This is a genomic window from Streptomyces sp. NPDC050164 (genome assembly GCF_044459945.1).
Classification (GTDB): Bacteria; Actinomycetota; Actinomycetes; order Streptomycetales; family Streptomycetaceae; genus Streptomyces; species Streptomyces coeruleorubidus_A.
Window position 1 is genome coordinate 28,195 of record NZ_JBITJK010000038.1, and the last position, 17,196, is coordinate 45,390.

General features: G+C 71.4%; 16 protein-coding genes and 1 pseudogene. 8 read left to right on the plus strand and 9 right to left on the minus strand.

Annotated features, from left to right (window positions below; genetic code table 11):
• Nucleotides 1-151: 151 nt before the first annotated feature.
• The 3 genes and pseudogenes from ACIBNA_RS35670 to ACIBNA_RS35680 all read left to right on the plus strand — a co-directional run.
• A complete protein-coding gene (locus ACIBNA_RS35670) occupies nucleotides 152-1,204 on the plus strand; it encodes an endonuclease/exonuclease/phosphatase family protein (RefSeq protein ID WP_399169335.1) in 1,053 nt (350 codons plus the stop codon).
• A gap of 157 nt (nucleotides 1,205-1,361) precedes the next feature.
• Nucleotides 1,362-2,579, plus strand: a complete 1,218-nt coding sequence (locus ACIBNA_RS35675) for an MFS transporter (protein WP_399169336.1) — start codon at nucleotides 1,362-1,364, stop codon at nucleotides 2,577-2,579.
• A 148-nt stretch (nucleotides 2,580-2,727) separates the two neighbouring features.
• Nucleotides 2,728-3,410: pseudogene (locus ACIBNA_RS35680) on the plus strand (zinc-binding dehydrogenase); the annotation flags it as partial.
• Between the two features lie 21 nt (nucleotides 3,411-3,431).
• Here ACIBNA_RS35680 and ACIBNA_RS35685 read toward each other — a convergent pair.
• Both ACIBNA_RS35685 and ACIBNA_RS35690 read right to left on the minus strand, forming a co-directional pair.
• Nucleotides 3,432-3,998 (minus strand): O-methyltransferase, encoded by a 567-nt coding sequence (locus ACIBNA_RS35685; protein WP_399169337.1) that lies wholly within the window; start codon nucleotides 3,996-3,998, stop codon nucleotides 3,432-3,434.
• A gap of 19 nt (nucleotides 3,999-4,017) precedes the next feature.
• Entirely contained in the window at nucleotides 4,018-4,725 is a 708-nt protein-coding gene (locus tag ACIBNA_RS35690; protein WP_399169338.1) for a haloacid dehalogenase type II, read from the minus strand.
• Between the two features lie 87 nt (nucleotides 4,726-4,812).
• Here ACIBNA_RS35690 and ACIBNA_RS35695 point away from each other — a divergent pair, with 87 nt between their 5' ends.
• Entirely contained in the window at nucleotides 4,813-5,352 is a 540-nt protein-coding gene (locus ACIBNA_RS35695; protein WP_399169339.1) for a CGNR zinc finger domain-containing protein, read from the plus strand.
• A gap of 24 nt (nucleotides 5,353-5,376) precedes the next feature.
• Here the strand turns inward: ACIBNA_RS35695 and ACIBNA_RS35700 are convergent, their stop codons facing one another.
• The 4 genes from ACIBNA_RS35700 to ACIBNA_RS35715 all read right to left on the minus strand — a co-directional run bounded on the left by ACIBNA_RS35700 (nucleotide 5,377) and on the right by ACIBNA_RS35715 (nucleotide 10,631).
• On the minus strand, nucleotides 5,377-7,155 hold the full coding sequence (locus ACIBNA_RS35700) for an NAD+ synthase (RefSeq protein WP_399169340.1): 1,779 nt from the start codon (nucleotides 7,153-7,155) through the stop codon (nucleotides 5,377-5,379).
• A gap of 91 nt (nucleotides 7,156-7,246) precedes the next feature.
• Complete coding sequence (locus ACIBNA_RS35705) at nucleotides 7,247-9,190, minus strand: protease pro-enzyme activation domain-containing protein (RefSeq protein WP_399169341.1); 1,944 nt, start codon at nucleotides 9,188-9,190, stop codon at nucleotides 7,247-7,249.
• Nucleotides 9,191-9,348: 158 nt separating this feature from the next.
• Entirely contained in the window at nucleotides 9,349-9,969 is a 621-nt protein-coding gene (locus ACIBNA_RS35710; protein ID WP_399169342.1) for a DUF305 domain-containing protein, read from the minus strand.
• Complete coding sequence (locus ACIBNA_RS35715) at nucleotides 9,966-10,631, minus strand: DUF3105 domain-containing protein (protein ID WP_399169343.1); 666 nt, start codon at nucleotides 10,629-10,631, stop codon at nucleotides 9,966-9,968. The genes ACIBNA_RS35710 and ACIBNA_RS35715 overlap by 4 nt, the downstream gene beginning before the upstream one ends.
• Before the next feature lie 219 nt (nucleotides 10,632-10,850).
• On the opposite strand from ACIBNA_RS35715, the gene ACIBNA_RS35720 reads away from it, so the two are divergent.
• Nucleotides 10,851-11,297 (plus strand): RrF2 family transcriptional regulator, encoded by a 447-nt coding sequence (locus ACIBNA_RS35720; RefSeq protein ID WP_399169344.1) that lies wholly within the window; start codon nucleotides 10,851-10,853, stop codon nucleotides 11,295-11,297.
• A 10-nt stretch (nucleotides 11,298-11,307) separates the two neighbouring features.
• Here ACIBNA_RS35720 and ACIBNA_RS35725 read toward each other — a convergent pair whose 3' ends face one another.
• On the minus strand, nucleotides 11,308-12,495 hold the full coding sequence (locus ACIBNA_RS35725) for a globin domain-containing protein (protein ID WP_399169345.1): 1,188 nt from the start codon (nucleotides 12,493-12,495) through the stop codon (nucleotides 11,308-11,310).
• A gap of 295 nt (nucleotides 12,496-12,790) precedes the next feature.
• On the opposite strand from ACIBNA_RS35725, the gene glnA reads away from it, so the two are divergent.
• The 3 genes from glnA to ACIBNA_RS35740 all read left to right on the plus strand — a co-directional run bounded on the left by glnA (nucleotide 12,791) and on the right by ACIBNA_RS35740 (nucleotide 15,921).
• The gene (glnA, locus tag ACIBNA_RS35730; protein ID WP_399169346.1) at nucleotides 12,791-14,152 is read left to right on the plus strand and encodes a type I glutamate--ammonia ligase; all 1,362 of its coding nucleotides are present in this window, start codon (nucleotides 12,791-12,793) and stop codon (nucleotides 14,150-14,152) included.
• 207 nt (nucleotides 14,153-14,359) lie between these two features.
• On the plus strand, nucleotides 14,360-14,767 hold the full coding sequence (locus tag ACIBNA_RS35735; protein WP_399169347.1) for a YciI family protein: 408 nt from the start codon (nucleotides 14,360-14,362) through the stop codon (nucleotides 14,765-14,767).
• An 8-nt stretch (nucleotides 14,768-14,775) separates the two neighbouring features.
• Nucleotides 14,776-15,921, plus strand: a complete 1,146-nt coding sequence (locus ACIBNA_RS35740; protein WP_399169401.1) for an RNA polymerase sigma factor — start codon at nucleotides 14,776-14,778, stop codon at nucleotides 15,919-15,921.
• Nucleotides 15,922-15,949: 28 nt separating this feature from the next.
• Here the strand turns inward: ACIBNA_RS35740 and ACIBNA_RS35745 are convergent, their stop codons facing one another.
• Nucleotides 15,950-16,396, minus strand: a complete 447-nt coding sequence (locus ACIBNA_RS35745; RefSeq protein ID WP_399169348.1) for a VOC family protein — start codon at nucleotides 16,394-16,396, stop codon at nucleotides 15,950-15,952.
• Nucleotides 16,397-16,418: 22 nt separating this feature from the next.
• A complete protein-coding gene (locus tag ACIBNA_RS35750) occupies nucleotides 16,419-16,928 on the minus strand; it encodes a pyridoxamine 5'-phosphate oxidase family protein (RefSeq protein ID WP_399169349.1) in 510 nt (169 codons plus the stop codon).
• Nucleotides 16,929-17,196: the final 268 nt, after the last annotated feature.

Here is a 17,196-nt window from a genome sequence, read left to right on the forward strand (position 1 = left end):
CTTACTCCGGGCCTGATCGGAACTCGTCCCGCGGGCTCGTACGTCCTCGCCCCCGTACGGCCGTCGAGGGACGGCGGGAACGGAACGGATCATCCCCTAGGGTCGTAGACACGGGGGCGATGGTGTGCACGGCAGGCAGTGAGGCGACGGTATGGCGCAGCAGCAGGCGTACATGACGGAGACGGACAGCGGCGGCTCGGGGCCCGAGCCCCGGGGAAACCGGCTTCGGCGCCTGTTCGGCCGGCTGTTCGGCGACTGGCGCGGGGACCGGCAGATCTGGCGGCGCGGGATTTTCGTGGCCGCGTGCGCCGTGCTGCTGGCCGTGATCATGGTGCTGCACTCGCGCATCCCGAACACGATCGGCAACCTGGGCAGCCTCGTCGAGACGTTCCTGCCCTGGCTCGGCCTCTTCATCCCGGTGCTGCTCCTCCTCGCCGTGGTCCGCAAGTCCGCGACCGCCCTGATCGCGGTGCTGCTGCCGGCGCTGGTCTGGCTGAACCTCTTCGGCGGCCAGGTCAGCGACAAGACCGCCACCGGCGGGGACCTCACCGTGGCCACGCACAACGTCAACGCGGACAACCCCGACCCGGCCGGCACCGCCCGTGACGTGGCCGCCTCCGGCGCGGACGTGGTGGCCCTGGAGGAACTGACGGCGGCCGAGGTCCCGACGTACGAGCGGGCGTTGGACTCGACGTACCCGTACCACTCGGTGCAGGGCACGGTCGGGGTGTGGAGCAAGTACCCGCTGACCGGCGTGCGGGCCGTCGACATCGACCTGGGCTGGACGCGGGCGATGCGCGCCACCGTGACCGCCCCCGCCGGGCAGGTCGCGGTCTACGTCGCCCACCTGCCGTCCGTACGCGTGAAGATGGAGGCCGGGTTCACGGCCCGGCAGCGCGACCGGAGCGCCGACTTCCTGGGCGAGGCCATCGCCCACGAACCGCTGGAGAACGTCGTACTGCTCGGCGACCTGAACGGCACGATGAACGACCGCGCGCTCAACGCCGTCACCTCCCAGATGCGCTCCACGCAGGGCGCCGCCGGCAACGGCTTCGGGTTCAGCTGGCCGGCGTCGTTCCCGATGGCGCGCATCGACCAGATCATGGTCAGGGGCCTGAAGCCGGAGAGCTCGTGGACGCTCCCGCAGACCGGCAGCGACCATCTGCCCATCGCGGCCCGTGTGAGTGTCACCACAGGCGGTTGAGGAAAACCGCAGCTCAGCGCCTATTCGGCAAGGGCCGGCAACCGCGGCTTCACTTCCCGGAGGCCTCGCGGAATAGTCGGCCTGCGAGACTTTGTTCCGTACTTGAACATACGAAGTCACGAAGTACGAACTCCCGTAAGTCTCGAAAGGCTCCCTCATGCCCCTGGCCCTGCTCGCCCTCGCCGTGGGCGCCTTCGGCATCGGTACGACCGAGTTCGTGATGATGGGGCTGCTGCCCGACGTCGCGGACGACCTGAACATCTCCATACCCAGCGCCGGCCATCTGGTGTCGGCGTACGCGCTGGGCGTCGTCATCGGCGCCCCGCTGCTGGCCGCGGTCACCGCCCGGATGTCCCGCCGCACCGTCCTGATCGGGCTGATGGGGCTGTTCGTCGCGGGCAACGCGCTGTCGGCCCTCGCCCCCGACAACGGCTGGCTGTTGGCGGCCCGTTTCCTGAGCGGTCTGCCGCACGGCGCCTTCTTCGGCGTCGGCGCCGTCGTCGCGACGAACATGGTCGCCCCCGAACGCAAGGCGCGCTCGGTCTCCCTGATGTTCCTCGGCCTGACGGTCGCGAACGTCGTGGGTGTGCCCGTCGCGACCCTCATGGGCCAGCAGCTCGGCTGGCGGGCGACCTTCCTCGGCGTCAGCGCCATCGGCCTGGCGGCGATCGCCGCGCTCGCGTTCCTGATCCCGCACGACCACGAGCACGCCACCGCCAGCGGCCTGCGCGGCGAACTGGCCGCCCTGCGCTCCGTCCCGGTCTGGCTGTCGCTCGGCACGACGGTCGCGGGCTTCGGCGCCCTCTTCGCGGCCTACAGCTACATCACGCCCATGCTCACGGACGCCGCCGGCTACGCCGACGCCAGCGTCACCCTGCTGCTGGCCCTCTTCGGTGTCGGCGCGACCGCGGGCAACCTGCTGGGCGGCCGTCTGGCCGACCACTCCCTGCGGGGCACCCTGTTCGGCGGCCTGGGCGCTCTGGTGGCGGTGCTGGCGCTGTTCCCGCTGCTGATGCGCACGGAACTCACTGCCGCCGTCGCCGTGATCCTGCTCGGCATGGCGGCCTTCGCCACCGGCTCCCCGCTCCAGCTGATGGTCATGGACAAGGCCGCGTCGGCCCCGTCCCTGGCCTCCTCCGCCAACCAGGCCGCCTTCAACCTGGCCAACGCCGGCGGCGCCTGGATCGGCGGCCTCGCCCTGGCCGCGGGCTTCGGGGTCACCTCCCCGGCCCTGGCCGGCGCGGCCCTGGCCGTGCTCGGCCTCGGCGTTGCGTCGCTGGCCTACGCGGTGGACCGGCGCAGTGCGCCGGCCGCCGGGCGTGAGCGGGTCGTGGCGAGCCATGTCCCGCAGGAGGCGGAAGCGGTGCGCCGCTGACCGGGGCCGGTACGCCGGCGCTGTGACTCGGGCGGCGGTCCGCGGGTGGGTATCCGCGAACCGTCGCCCTGTGCGTACGGCAACCGAGAGGGCCCGGCAGGCAGGTCTCTCACTTCGGCGCACGGGGAAGACAACGCCCGTTCCAGGGGGTTCTCCCTCAACCTCTCCCGGACATACGGAGGTTGTCAGTGCCGCCGACTGGTGCCTGCGCTCGGGGATGCTGAAGGAGATGGCCTCCCTGCGGTCCCCCCCCACATCCCCGGCGTGGACGCCGCCGGAGTCGTCGACGAGGTGGGCGCAGGGGTGACCGGCACCGCCCTGGGAGACGCGGTGTTCGGCCTCGTCCCCCTGGCTCGGCTGGGCGGGGCCGCTGCCCGGTACGCGGTGCTGGAGGCATGGGCTCACAAGCCCCGGGTCTGGTCCTTCGAGGCGGCGGGCGGCGCCGCGGGCAACGTCGAGACGGCCACACGGGTGCTGGACGCCCTCGGGGCCGCCGAGGGCATGACCCTCCTGATCGAGGGTGCGGCGGGCGGCGCCGGCACGATGACCGCGCAGCTGGCCCGGGCCCGCGGGCTGACCGTGATCGCCGCAGACCCGCACCGCGTGGTGACGATCGCCGACTTCGACGCCGCCCGCCCACGGAGTACGGTTCTCCCGCACCGGGGTGGGGGAGCCCGGCTGGTCAGGACTGCCGTACGCCGCGCGCCCTCGTCGACGAAGGCCGCCTCACCGTCCCGGTGCACAGGGTGTTCTCGCTGCGGGATCGCCGCCGCGCATGAGGAGAGCGCCACCGGTCACGCGCGCGGCAAGATCGTCGTAACCGTGCCCTGAGGCACAGAACCTCTCGTGGTTTCAGACGCGGCGTGCCGCGACGACCGCCGAACTGGCGGGCGTGGTGAGGACCTCGGTGGCGTCCAGGCTCGGGTGGGTGAGGTAGAAGAGCCGGAGCTCGTCCACCTCGCCTTCGAACCGGGGTGGCCAGTCGGCCGACGGGGTGAAGTCGTCCAGGACGAGAAGGCCGCCGGGTGCCAGCAGCTCGACGACCCGTTCGGGGTCGTCCCGCTTGCCGCCGCCGTCGCAGAAGAAGACGTCGAACGGGGCGTGCCGCTCGAGCAGCCGCCAGTTACCGGTCAGCACGCTGACGCGGTCGTCGTCCGCGAAGACACCGGCCGCTCGCCGGGCCAGCTCCTCGTCCCGCTCCACGGTGACGAGACGTGCACCGGCCCCCAGGCCACTGTGCAGCCAGGCGGTGCCCACACCCGAGCCGGTGCCGCTCTCGGCGACGACCCCGCCGGGCTTGGCGGCGGCGGCCAGCCTGAGCAGCCGGCCCACTTCGGGGATGCAGCTCTTCGTGAACCCCGCCTCGGCGGCCATGCGCTCCGCGACCACCACACGGTCCGGAACCCCACGCTCCGTCATGACCAACCCCCTGTCGGTGTCAGCCCGACGCTACCTGACCCCTGGTCAGCGAGCTGACCAGCCCGTCGAGTTCGTCGAACCGCCAGTCGAAGGCATCGGCGCTCGTCGGCGGATCCCCGACCGGCCGCTCGACATAGGCGGTCCGCATGCCGACCGCCTGCGCCCCGCGAAGGTCCCAGGCGTGGGTGGCCACCATGAGGACGCGTTCCGGTGGACATCCGGCGGCGTCGACGGCGAGCCGGTAGACCTCCGGCGCCGGCTTGTACGCCTGGACGGCTTCGGCGGACAGGGCCTGGTGCCAGCGCAGCCCGGCGTGTGCGTTGAGGTGCAGCAGCGCCGTGCGATCGGCGTTGGAGAGCCCGACCAGGGGAAACCGCTGCGCGAGCCGTTCGAGACCGGCGACGGAGTCGGGCCAGGGCGGCAGCCGCCGACCCGCCGTGGCCAACCGGGCGATGGTCGCGGGGTCGGAGAGTCCGGCCCGGCCGGCCACGCGCCGCGCGGCCTCCGCGTCGATGGTCTCGGTGTTGACGTATGCGCGCAACCCTTGCCGGATGCGTCGCTGTTCCAGCTCGCAGTGCTGTTGCCACACGGTGAGCAAGTCGTCGGCAGCCGCCGCGTCGCACGCGGGTGCGGCTTCGCGAATCGCCGCTCGAAGCCCCCTGGACTCGTCCACGAGTGTGCCGAGGACGTCGAAGACGACGACCTCGATGTCGCGGATCTCGGTCACGCGTCCTCCCGCCTTCGTGGCACCCACGTCACTACCTGAGGAGGTGACGATGTTGTCACCGGCCCCGTCACCGGTCAAGATGGTGACGTGGACTTCACGTTCGTGAGCGGCAACGCGGCGCTCGACCTCGCCGGCACCGTCCTGTCACGCCGAGCCGACCCCGTGGACCTCCTGGCCGCGCCCGCGGACCTCGAGCGGTGGGTGGCCGCATGCGAGGAGCTTCCGGACCGGGTGACGGCCGACAGGACAGCCTTCGAATCCGCACTGTCGCTGCGGGAGGCGATCTACCGACTGGCTCTCGACCGCCTGCTCGGCCGCCGCTTCGACCCGGGCAGCCTGGACGTCGTCAACGACACGGCCGCCGGGCCGGTGTGCACGATCAGGCTCAGCGACGCGGGACTGCACAGGTCGGGAGACCTCCCCGCGGCACTCTCCCAACTGGCCCGAAGCGGCATCGCCGTACTCGCCGACCCCCACGCCTTTCTCAAGGAGTGCGGCCGCCCCGACTGCACCCGCGTCTACCTCGACCGCTCACGGGGCGCGCGGCGCACGTGGTGCGGGATGGAGGAGTGCGGCAACCGGGTCAAGGCGGCGGCCTATCGGGCGCGGAGACGGGGCGCTGCCTGACCGACACGGCGTCACGAAAGACTGTCAGACCGACTCCCGCCACCCGTTCGTGATCGGCAGTCGCCGGTCCTTTCCGAAGCCCTTCGCCGAGATCTTCGTGCCCGGCGGGTACTGCCGTCGCTTGTACTCGGCCGTGTCGACCATGCGCAGGGTCTTCGTGACCAGCGCCCGGTCGTAACCGGCCGCGACGATCTCGTCGGCGCCCCGGTCCTGGTCGACGTACAGGTCGAGGATCGCGTCCAGCACCGGGTAGTCGGGGAGCGAGTCCGTGTCGACCTGGCCGGGGCGCAGCTCGGCGCTCGGGGGCTTGGTGATGGAGTTCTCGGGGATCGGCGGGGTCTGGCCGCGCTCGCGGGCGGCCCGGTTGCGCCACTCGGCCAGGCGGAAGATCGACGTCTTGTAGACGTCCTTGATGGGGCCGTACGCCCCGACCGAGTCGCCGTAGAGCGTGGAGTAGCCGACCGCCAGTTCCGACTTGTTGCCGGGGGCCAGGACGATGTGGCCCTCCTGGTTGGAGACGGCCATGAGCAGCGTGCCGCGCAGGCGGGACTGGAGGTTCTCCTCCGCCAGGCCCGTCAGGCCCAGCGCGCCCATGTACGCGTCGAACATCGGCTCGATGGCGACCGTGCGGTAGTTCAGGCCGGTGCGGCGGGCCAGTTCCGCCGCGTCGTCCTTGGAGTGGTCCGAGGAGTACTTCGACGGCATCGAGACGCCGTAGACGTTCTGCGCGCCCACCGCGTCGCAGGCGATCGCCGCGACCAGCGAGGAGTCGATGCCGCCCGACAGGCCGATCAGGACCGACTTGAAGCCGTTCTTCGCGACGTACGCCCGCAGGCCCACGACCAGTGCCGAGTAGACCTCCTCGTCGTCGTCCAGGCGGTCCGCGTAGCCACCGGTGAGCTCGGGCTCGTACGGTGCCAGGGGCTCCTCCGACAGCACCACCCGGTCGATGCGCAGGCCGTCGTCCACACGCTGTCCATTGGCGACTCCGCCGCGGGCCGTCGGCGCGTCCGCCGACGCCGCCGGCAGGTCCAGGTCCAGGACGACGCAGCCCTCGGCGAACTGCGGCGCCCGCGCCACGACCCCGCCGTCCTTGTCCACGACGATCGAGTCGCCGTCGAACACCAGCTCGTCCTGGCCGCCGATCATGGCCAGGTACGCCGTGGTGCAGCCGGCCTCCTGGGCCCGCTTGCGGACCAGCTCCAGGCGCGTGTCGTCCTTGTTGCGCTCGTAGGGGGAGGCGTTGATCGAGACCAGCAGGCCCGCCCGCGCAGAGCGCGCCGCGGGGACACGGCCGCCGTCCTGCCAGAGGTCCTCGCAGATGGCCAGGGCGACATCCACGCCGTGGACGCGCAGGACCGGCATGCTGTCGCCGGGCACGAAGTAGCGGAACTCGTCGAAGACGCCGTAGTTCGGCAGGTGGTGCTTGGCGAAGTTCAGGACCACCTCGCCGCCGTACAGCACCGCGCCCGCGTTCTGCGGCGCGCCGGCCGGCTGGCCGTACTTCGGCTGGGCGGTCGCGCAGCGGTCGAGGTAGCCGACGATCACCGGCAGCTCGCCGAAGCCCTCGTCGGCCAGGCGGACGGCAAGGCTCCGCAGCGCCGCCCGGGAGGCCTCCACGAAGGACGGCCTGAGGGCCAGGTCCTCGACGGGGTACCCGGTCAGCGCCATCTCCGGGAACGCCACGAGGTGCGCTCCCTGCTCGGCGGAGTGCCGGGTCCAGCGGACGATCGACTCGGTGTTCGCGGCGAGGTCGCCGACGCTCGAGTCGATCTGGTTCAGGGCGAGACGTAGTTGAGGCACGGGCCCAGTGTAATCGTCAGAGCGACGCAATGGGGTGGTGTGGGTCACCCCACACCACCCCGTTCCCCTTGCGGAGGTCACCCGGCGGAAGTCAGCGCCGCCGGTACGACTCGACGTAACCGTTCGCGGGCGTGCCCACGCCGGTGACGTCGTCGTAGCCCTTCACGGCCGTGAGCGAGCTGTCCTTGCCCAGGCTGCGCACGGACGTGGCCAGGCCGCCCGTGGCGTCGTAGCCGTTCACGAAGTCGACGCGGGCCACGGCCAGGCCGGAGCCCGTCGGGTCGTCGGTGACGTCGTGGTAGGCCTTCGAGCCGGCCTTCGCGTAGATCGCCGGGTTGGCGAAGCCGATCGGCGTGCCGCCGCGGGCCTCCTGGGCCAGGGCCTGGATGGCTGCGATGGTCGGCGCGGCGAGCGAGGTGCCGCCGATGCGGTACTCGCCGTACGCCTGCGTCCTGCCGTCGGGCAGGGTCTGCGTCTGGCCGACCAGGAAGCCGGTGTTCGGGTCGGCGATCGCCGCGATGTCCGGCACGACGCGGTTGCCGTCCGCGCTGTTGGCCTTCGCCAGCGCGCCCGGCACGACGCCCTTCTGGTACGAGGGCTCCGCCACCGTCCTGCTGGTGCCGCCGCCCGCGCCGGAGGTGAAGGCGCCGGGGAAGTCCGTCCAGCTCTTGCCGTCGGCCGACAGGTTCGCCTTGTCGGTGCCCCAGCCGGTCTCCCACAGGTACGTGTCGTCCTTGCCGACGGCGAGCGAGGTGCCGCCGACGGCGGTCACCCACGCCGAGTTGGCCGGGGAGTCGACCTGCTTCGTCCCGGAGTTGGCGACCTCGTCGCCGTCGTCGCCCGAGGAGAAGTAGAAGCCGATGCCCTCGACCGCGCCCAGCTGGAAGACCTGGTCGTAGGCGGCCGCGAGGTCGGGCGTCTGCGCTGCCTCGACCTCGCCCCAGGAGTTGGAGACGATGTCGGCCAGGTGGTGGTCGACGACCTTGGCGAGCGCGTCGAGCAGGTCTCCGTCGTTGCAGGAGGTGGCGCCCACGTAGGTGACGTCCGAGGCTGGCGCGACCGCGTGCACGGCCTCGACGTCCAGGGTCTCCTCGCCGTACCAGCCGGAGGCCGAGCAGGCCTTGGTGTCCGTGTACTGCTTGGGCAGCACCTGGTGCAGCTGGCCGGTCTTCCAGGCCGCGTCGCCGTGCTTGCCGGCGTAGGTGGCCGCGTCGTAGGCGATCGTCGGCGAGGCGTACGCGTCCGTGATGGCGACCCGGACGCCCTTGCCGGTGCGGGTGCCCGCGCCGTAGGCGGCCCGCAGTTGCTTGCCGGTGTAGCCCTTGACCACGTACGGGATCTTCGTGCCGTACGCGTCCGGCAGCGTGCTCGCGGTGTTCGAGCCGTAGTACGAGGAGAACGGCCCGGCATTGCGGAACACGGTGTCCGGCGGGGGCAGTTGGTCGTCGTGCGTGACCATGTGCGGGGCGTTGTCCAGGCCGGTGACGGTCAGCACGGCGCCGGCCAGGCTCGCCGGCACGGAGGCGGTGTTCGCCGGGGCGCGGTAGGTCTTCGAGCCCTTGGCGAAGTCGTGCAGCCGGGCGCCGAACGCCTTCTCCGCGGCGGCCACGTCACCGGTGACGGAGACGTAGTGCGCCGTGACGCCGGTGACCTTCAGGCCGGCCGCCGTCAGCCAGGACTTCACGGCCGCCACCTGGGCCTTGGTCGCGCCGAAGCGGGCCTGCGCCTGCTTTGCGGTCAGGTACTTGCCGTACGAGGCCGACTTCGGGTCGGAGACGGCCTGGGCGTACGCGGCGAGGCCGGCCGCGTCGCGACCCCGGAGATAGACCCGGGCCGACACCCCGGCGCCGTCGGAGGCGGCGCCCTTGTCGGCCCTGGCCGTGGCCCACGCGGGCTTGGTCCCGGCGAGCAGGTCGCGCAGCGGGTGGTCGGCGGCGTGCGCCGCGGGTATGCCGAGCGCCAGCGCGCCGGCGAGCATCGGCAGTGTCGCCGCCATGCTCAGCCCGGCGCGCACCTTGGCGCGGTTGGATCTCATGGAGCCCCCTGTGCGGTTCGACGCGAGTGGATCACTCGACGGTCGCCACTCTCGCGACGAACCGTTCATGCCGGGGGAATGCGCACCCCAAGAAGCGCTCTACGGAGGCCAAGAAGAGCCCAAGGAGCCGCAAGGTAGGGCGATTTGGGGCTTACGCCCTACGAGCGCGGCGCGGCGCCCCGCTCCTTCAGCATGTCCGCCATCAGGCCGATCTCCGACCGCTGCGCGTCCACCATGCCCTGCGCGAGCCGCTTCTCCACGCCCACCGTGCACTTGTCGACACAGCCCTGGGCCATGTGGACGCCGCCCCGGTGGTGGTCCGTCATCAGCTGGAGGTAGAAGATCTCAGCCTGCTTGCCGCTGAGCTCGCCGAGCTTCTTCAGCTCCGTGTTGGTCGCCATGCCCGGCATCAGCGCGCCGTCCTTGCCGGAGGCCATGTCGCCCATGTCCATCCATGTCATCGGCGGCTCCGAGGACACCTTGGGCAGTCCCCACAGGTCGAGCCAGCCGATCATCATGCCACGCTGGTTGGCCTGCGTCTGCGCGATGTCGTACGCGAGGCGCCGCACCTCCTCGTCCTTGGTGCGGTCGCGCACGATGTACGACATCTCCACGGCCTGCTGGTGGTGCACCGCCATGTCCCGGGCGAACCCGGCGTCCGCGGACTCGGCGGACGGGGTCCGGCCGCTGCCGTCGTCCCCGGCGACGGCGTAGGTGATCGCGCCGGCCGCGACGAGCGCCGTCGCCGCGGCCCCCGCGATCAGACCGGCCTGCCTCACTGCGACAGGCCGTTCGTGCAGGCGGCGCCCGGCTCGGGCGTCTGCTTGCCCTGGACGAACTTCTCGAAGAACTTGTCGACGTTCGGGTCGCTCGCGCCCGTCACCGTGCGCTGGTGACCCCACGCCGAGAGCATGATCGGGTCCTTCTGGTCGTCCAGCGGGCTCATCAGCGTGTACGGCGTCTTCTTCACCTTCGCCGCGAGCGCGTCGATGTCGGCCTTCTTCGCGTCGGCGTTGTGCGTCACCCACACCGCGCCGTGCTCCAGCGAGTGCACGGCGTTGGTGTTGTTGATCTCCTTGGTGTAGACGTCGCCGTTGCAGTTCATCCAGGCCAGGTTGTGGTCACCGCCGACCGGCGGCACGGAGGCGTACTTCACCGCCTTGTTGACGTGGTTGCGGGCCAGCTCGCCTTCCCAGGTCTTCACGCCGTCCTTGCCCGTGAGGAACTTCCCCTTGGCCGAGGAGTCGCTCGCCGCGGTGTCGCTGCCGCCGTCGGACTGGGACCGCACGAGCACGACACCGCCGGCGACGAGACCGCAGACGATCACGACACTGGCCGTGATGGTGAGGATCCGGTTGCGGCGCTCACGGGCCTGCTCGGCGCGCCGCATCTCCTCTATCCGCGCCTTGCGGTCCGTGTTGCTCTTCTTGGCGGAGCCCATGGGGTGTCCTTCGTGGGGAAAGTGGGACGGTCGGGTGAGCTGATCGTAATGGGGGAGACCGGGCCCCTCGTAGAGCGGCCGCGGGAATGGGCTGAATCGATACGGCACCGACAGGTGCCCGACAGCTTCCCCGGACTGTTCGAACCCCGGGATCCGGACTGTTCGAACCCGGGATCCGGATTATTTGAACCTGAGATACCGATTACCTACGCTGCGGGCATGCGGCTGCTGCGCTCCACCGACCTGGCCCTGCGGGTCCTGATGCGGCTCGCCGTCGCCGGCGAGTCGAGTCCGACGACGCGGGACGTCGCCGCCGGCATGCACGTGCCGTACACCCACCTGGCGAAGGTCGTCGCCGAGCTCCAGCACATGGGCCTGCTGGCCGCCCGCCGCGGCCGCGGCGGCGGCCTCACGCTCACCGAGCGGGGCCGCACGGCGTCGGTGGGCGCCGTGGTGCGCGCCTTCGAGGGCGACGGCGACGTCGTCGACTGCGAGGGCCCCACCCCCTGCCCCCTGAACTCCGCCTGCCGCCTGCGCGGCGCCCTGCGCCGGGCCCAGGAGGTGTTCTTCGCCTCACTGGACCCGATCACGGTGGCGGACATCGTGGCGGAGCCGACCGGGGCGCTGCTGCTGGGGATCTCGCTGGGGCCCGCAGGGCCCGCCTGACGGATTCCCGCTACACCTGCCCCGCCAGCCACAGGTCCGGCCCGAACACCTCGTAGTGGATGTCGGCCGGTGCCACGCCCTTGCCGATCAGCTGGGCCCGTACCGCCCGCATGAAGGGCAGCGGACCGCACAGGTACGCGCGCGTGCCCCGCGCGACCGGGACGTCGGCGAGGTCGACCAGACCGGAGCGGGTGCCCGCCGGGGCGTCCCGCTCGTACCAGAGGTGGACGGCCATGCCGGGCAGTTTGGCGGCGTAGGCCTCGTGGTCGGCGCGCAGGGCGTGGGTGGCGGGAGAGCGGTCGCCGTGTACGACGGTGACCGGGGCGCGGTGCCCGGACTCGGCGAGGTGGGCCAGCATCGCGGCGATCGGCGTCACACCGATGCCCGCCGAGGCCAGCAGCAGCGGGGTGTCGGGGCCGGCGTCCAGGACGAGGTCGCCGTAGGGCTCGGACAGCTCCAGGACGTCACCCGCCGCCACGCGCGCGTGGAGGTGGTTCGAGACCTCGCCGTCGGGGGTGCCGCCGCCGTGCACGCGCTTCACGCTGATCTGCCTGAGGTTCGGGCCGGGCGCCCCGGAGAGGCTGTACTGCCGTATCTGCCGGGCGCCGTCCGGGAGGGCGACGCGGACGCAGACGTACTGGCCCGCGAGGAAGTCCCGCACCGGACCGCCGTCGGCGGGCCGCAGCCGGAACGTGGCGACGTCGTCGGTCTCGGCGACGCGCTCGACGACCTCCCAGGCCCGCCAGGCGTGCCCGCCCCGCTCCTGGCGGAGCCGCTTCTCGACGGCGATGAGGGCGTTCGCCATCAGCCAGTAGACCTCGTCCCAGGCGGCTGCGACCTCGGGGGTGACCGCGTCGCCGAGCACGTCGGCGACGGCGGCGAACAGGTGCTCGTGGACGATGTCGTACTGCTCGGGCGTGACGCCGAGGGAGGCGTGCTTGTGGGCGATGCGGTGCAGCATGGCGTCCGGCCGCTGCTCGGGGTGGTCCAGCAGGTGCGTCGCGAAGGCGGCGACGGAACCGGCGAGCGCCTGCCGCTGGGTGCCGGCGGCCTGGTTGCCCCGGTTGAACAGGTCGTTCAGCAGCTCGGGGTGGGCCGCGAACAGCCCGGCGTAGAAGCGCTCGGTGATCGTGCCGAGGGCCGCGCCGACGGCGGGGAGGGTGGCGCGGACGGTGACGGCGGACTGCTCGGACAGCATCGGGACTCCTCAGGACTCGACTGCCGCGCACGGTATTTAAAGTTGCATCTGAGATGCAAATTCAATGGACGGGGCACCGCATCGAACCGGCCGTTACGGATGTCGGTGCGAGCAGGCACTATGGGCGGAAGAGCAGTTCACCCGCCGTACGTGAGACGTTCGGTCCCGGGCCGGCCGGGCGATCATGGTGCGCAACGCGTACGAAATGCTGGTGTGGTGGGATGCTCAGGTGCCCGACCGCCTCCCGTGGTACGGAAGACAGGCGGCCTGACCAGCAAGGATGGGGAAGCGGAAGATGGACAAGCAGCAGGAGTTCGTGCTCCGGACGTTGGAGGAGCGCGACATCCGGTTCGTACGCCTGTGGTTCACGGACGTGCTGGGCTTCCTCAAGTCCGTCGCCGTGGCCCCGGCCGAACTCGAACAGGCCTTTGACGAGGGCATCGGCTTCGACGGCTCCGCCATCGAGGGCTTCGCCCGGGTCTACGAGTCCGACATGATCGCCAAGCCGGATCCGTCGACCTTCCAGATCCTGCCCTGGCGCGCGGAGGCCCCGGGCACGGCCCGGATGTTCTGCGACATCCTCATGCCGGACGGCTCGCCGTCCTTCGCCGACCCGCGCTACGTGCTCAAGCGCGCCCTGGCCCGCACCTCCGACCTGGGCTTCACGTTCTACACGCACCCGGAGATCGAGTTCTTCCTGCTGAAGGACCGGCCGCTGGACGGCAGCCGTCCGACGCCCGCCGACAACTCCGGCTACTTCGACCACACCCCGACCAACGTCGGCATGGACTTCCGCCGCCAGGCGATCACCATGCTGGAGTCGATGGGCATCTCCGTCGAGTTCTCCCACCACGAGGGCGCGCCGGGCCAGCAGGAGATCGACCTGCGCTACGCCGACGCGCTCTCCACGGCCGACAACGTCATGACGTTCCGCCTGGTCATGAAGCAGGTGGCGCTGGAGCAGGGCGTGCAGGCGACGTTCATGCCGAAGCCGTTCTCCGAGCACCCCGGCAGCGGCATGCACACGCACCTGTCCCTCTTCGAGGGCGACCGCAACGCCTTCTACGAGTCGGGCTCGGAGTACCAGCTCTCGAAGGTGGGCCGCTCCTTCATCGCCGGCCTGCTGCGGCACGCGGCGGAGACCTCCGCGGTCACCAACCAGTGGGTCAACTCCTACAAGCGCATCTGGGGCGGCGCGGAGCGCACGGCGGGCGCGGGCGGCGAGGCCCCCTCGTACATCTGCTGGGGCCACAACAACCGCTCCGCGCTGGTCCGCGTCCCCATGTACAAGCCCGGCAAGACGGGCTCGGCCCGGGTCGAGGTCCGCTCCCTGGACTCCGGCGCGAACCCGTACCTGTCCTACGCCGTCCTTCTCGCCGCCGGCCTGAAGGGCATCGAGGAGGGCTACGAGCTCCCGCCGGGCGCCGAGGACGACGTCTGGGCCCTCTCCGACGCCGAGCGCCGCGCGATGGGCATCGAGCCGCTCCCCCAGAACCTGGGCGAGGCCCTGACCCTGATGGAACGCAGCGACCTGGTCGCCGAGACGCTCGGCGAGCACGTCTTCGACTTCTTCCTGCGCAACAAGCGGCAGGAGTGGGAGGAGTACCGCTCGGAGGTCACGGCGTTCGAGCTGCGGAAGAATCTTCCGGCGCTGTAGGGGCAGGTCGCGGCGGGATCGTCCGCCTCACGGGTGCCCGGCCGGCACCCGTGAGCCTCCGGTGGTGATCCGGTCCGGCACCTCACGGGGCACGTCGAGAACATCACCGGAAAGAAATCCGGCAGCGATGTCGAGAACCCGCGTCCGGCTCCGTCCCCGGGGTGAAGGCGACCACAATGGGTCGCACGAGCCCAGAGGAGAGCCACGATGGCCAAGTACCTGCTGCTGAAGCACTACCGTGGCGCCCCGGCCGCGGTGAACGACGTCCCCATGGATCAGTGGACGCCGGAGGAGATCTCGGCGCACGTGAAGTACATGAACGACTTCGCGGCCCGGCTGGAGAAGACCGGCGAGTTCGTCGACGGTCAGGCGCTCGCCCCCGAGGGAACCTGGGTCCGGTACGACGGTGAGGGGCGCCCGCCGGTCACCGACAGCCCGTTCGCCGAGACCAAGGACCTCATCGCCGGCTGGATGGTGATCGACGTCGACAGCTACGAGCGCGCCGTCGAACTGGCCGGGGAGCTGTCGGCCGCTCCCGGAGCGGGTGGGAAGCCGATCCACGAGTGGCTCGAGCTGCGCCCGTTCTACGGCGAGTCGCCCACCATCACGGAGTGACCTCATCGATGAACGAGGCCCTGCTGCGCAGCCTCACACCGAGCGTGCTCGCCGTCCTCGTCCGCCGCGGAGCAGACTTCGCGGCGGCCGAGGACGCCGTGCAGGACGCGCTGGTCGAGGCGATCCGCGTCTGGCCGGCCGACCCTCCACGGGATGCGAAGGGCTGGCTGGTCACCGTGGCCTGGCGCAAGTTCCTCGACGCCGCCCGCTCGGACGCCGCCCGCCGCCGGCGTCAGGACCTCGTCGAGGACGAGCCGGCGCCCGGCCCCGCGTCCGCGGTGGACGACACGCTCCAGCTCTACTTCCTGTGCGCCCACCCGTCGCTGACACCGTCGTCCGCGGTCGCGCTCACGCTGCGCGCCGTCGGCGGGCTCACCACCCGCCAGATCGCCCAGGCCTACCTGGTGCCCGAGGCGACCATGGCGCAGCGGATCAGCCGGGCCAAGCGCACCGTCTCCGGCGTACGGTTCGACCAGCCCGGCGACGTGGCCACCGTGCTGCGCGTCCTCTACCTGGTCTTCAACGAGGGCTACTCCGGGGACGTCGACCTCGCCGCCGAGGCCATCCGGCTCACCCGGCAGCTCGCGACCGCGATCGACCACCCCGAGGTGGCGGGGCTGCTCGCCCTCATGCTGCTCCACCACGCCCGGCGCGCCGCCCGGACCGCGCCCGACGGCGGCCTGGTGCCGCTCGCCGAGCAGGACCGCGGCCGGTGGGACACGAAGCTGATCGCCGAGGGCGTCGAGATCCTGCAGGCGGCCCTCGCCCGCGACCGGCTGGGCGAGTTCCAGGCCCAGGCCGCCATCGCCGCCCTGCACGCCGACGCGCCCACGGCCGAGGAGACCGACTGGGTGCAGATCGTCGAGTGGTACGACGAGCTCGCGGGCCTGACCGACAGCCCGGTCGTCCGGCTCAACCGCGCGGTCGCCGTCGGCGAGGCCGACGGACCGCGCGCCGGCCTGGCGGCGCTCGCGGCGCTGGACGCCTCACTGCCCCGCCACACCGCGGTGGCCGCCTACCTCCACGAGCGCGACGGCGACCTGACGACGGCGGCCCGCCTGTACGCCGAGGCCGCCCAGAAGGCACCCAACCTCGCCGAACGCGCCCATCTGACCCGACAGGCCGCGCGGCTCAACTCCCGCCGGGGCGGCTGAGCGGTCTCGCGCATCACGACCGCAGCGGTCAGCCCTGCTGCCGCTTCAGGTCCGCCAGCAACTGGTGCAGCGGCTCCGTCGCCCGGCGGCGGTACTCCTGGATCGCCCAGCCGTTGCCGTCCGGGTCCCGGAAGTGCATGAACGTGGCGCCGTCGTCGGGGGCGTACTGGACCGGCTCCGAGACGTCGAGGCCGCGTTCGACGAGTTCGGCGTGGGCCGCCTTGATGTCGGCGACGCACAGTTGCAGACCCTGGTAGGAGCCGGGCGCCGGAGCGGGGCCGGGTGTCATCTGCCAGATCGAGTCGCCGAGGGCGATCGAGCAGCCGGAGCCCGGAGGGGTCAGCTGGACGATCCGCATCCCGGGCATGACCTCCTGGTCGATGTCCACGTGGAAGCCGACCTTGTCCCGGTAGAAGTCCCGGGCACGGTCGATGTCGGTCACGGGCAGCGGGACGACTTCGAGCGTGAAGTCCATGGCATGACTCCTTCGTCGGGCATCAGGTGAACCGCCACCTCGTCTGGCTGAACGGCTCCCCCTTACCGAATCCGAAAACGGTGCGCGGCGCCACCGCGTAGACGGCAGCGTGTCCCGCGCCGTGGTGGAAATAGCCCTCCCGTACCTCGAAGTGCCAGAAACTGCCGTACTTCGCCTCCCACGCGGCGGCCAGTTCGCGTAGGCGCCCGTCGTCGGTCACGCGTGTCGCCTCACCCTCGACCACCAGGTCGTATCCCTTGTTCCAGGTGTTCGTGCCGGTGGTCAGCACGACGTGCGGGTTCTCCGCGAGGTTCCTCGCCTTGCGTTCTTCCGGGCCCGTGCAGAAGTGCAGGGCGCCGTCCGACCAGACCGCCGGCAGCGGGGTGACGTGCGGGCGGCCGTCGGGTCGCACCGTCGTGATCCACAACAGTGCCGCCGCGAGCCGCGCCTCGGCCTCCTGCCAGTCGGTCGCGGTGGCCGTCTCGTCGCTGTAGCGCCGGTCCAAGCGAGTTTCGGGGTGCATGGTGGTCATGAGCGTCCTCCCGGCCTGTGGCTTCACAAGGGCAGACCCCGTCCGCCCACCGAACTCATCGGAGCTTCCCCCGGCTGTGCGGTCAGGCTCACGTGTTTCCTTTGGCATCCGTAGTGATGCATCGTCCGTCGGTGTCGTGCCATGTATCCGGTACCGGTCTCGGTATCGCATCTGCGTACGCGGATCGAATGTGTGACCTTTTCGCAGGAGCGTCGTTGATCGGATGACAGCACCACGGGCGGGAGAGGGGGAGTGCCGGTGAGCCGGA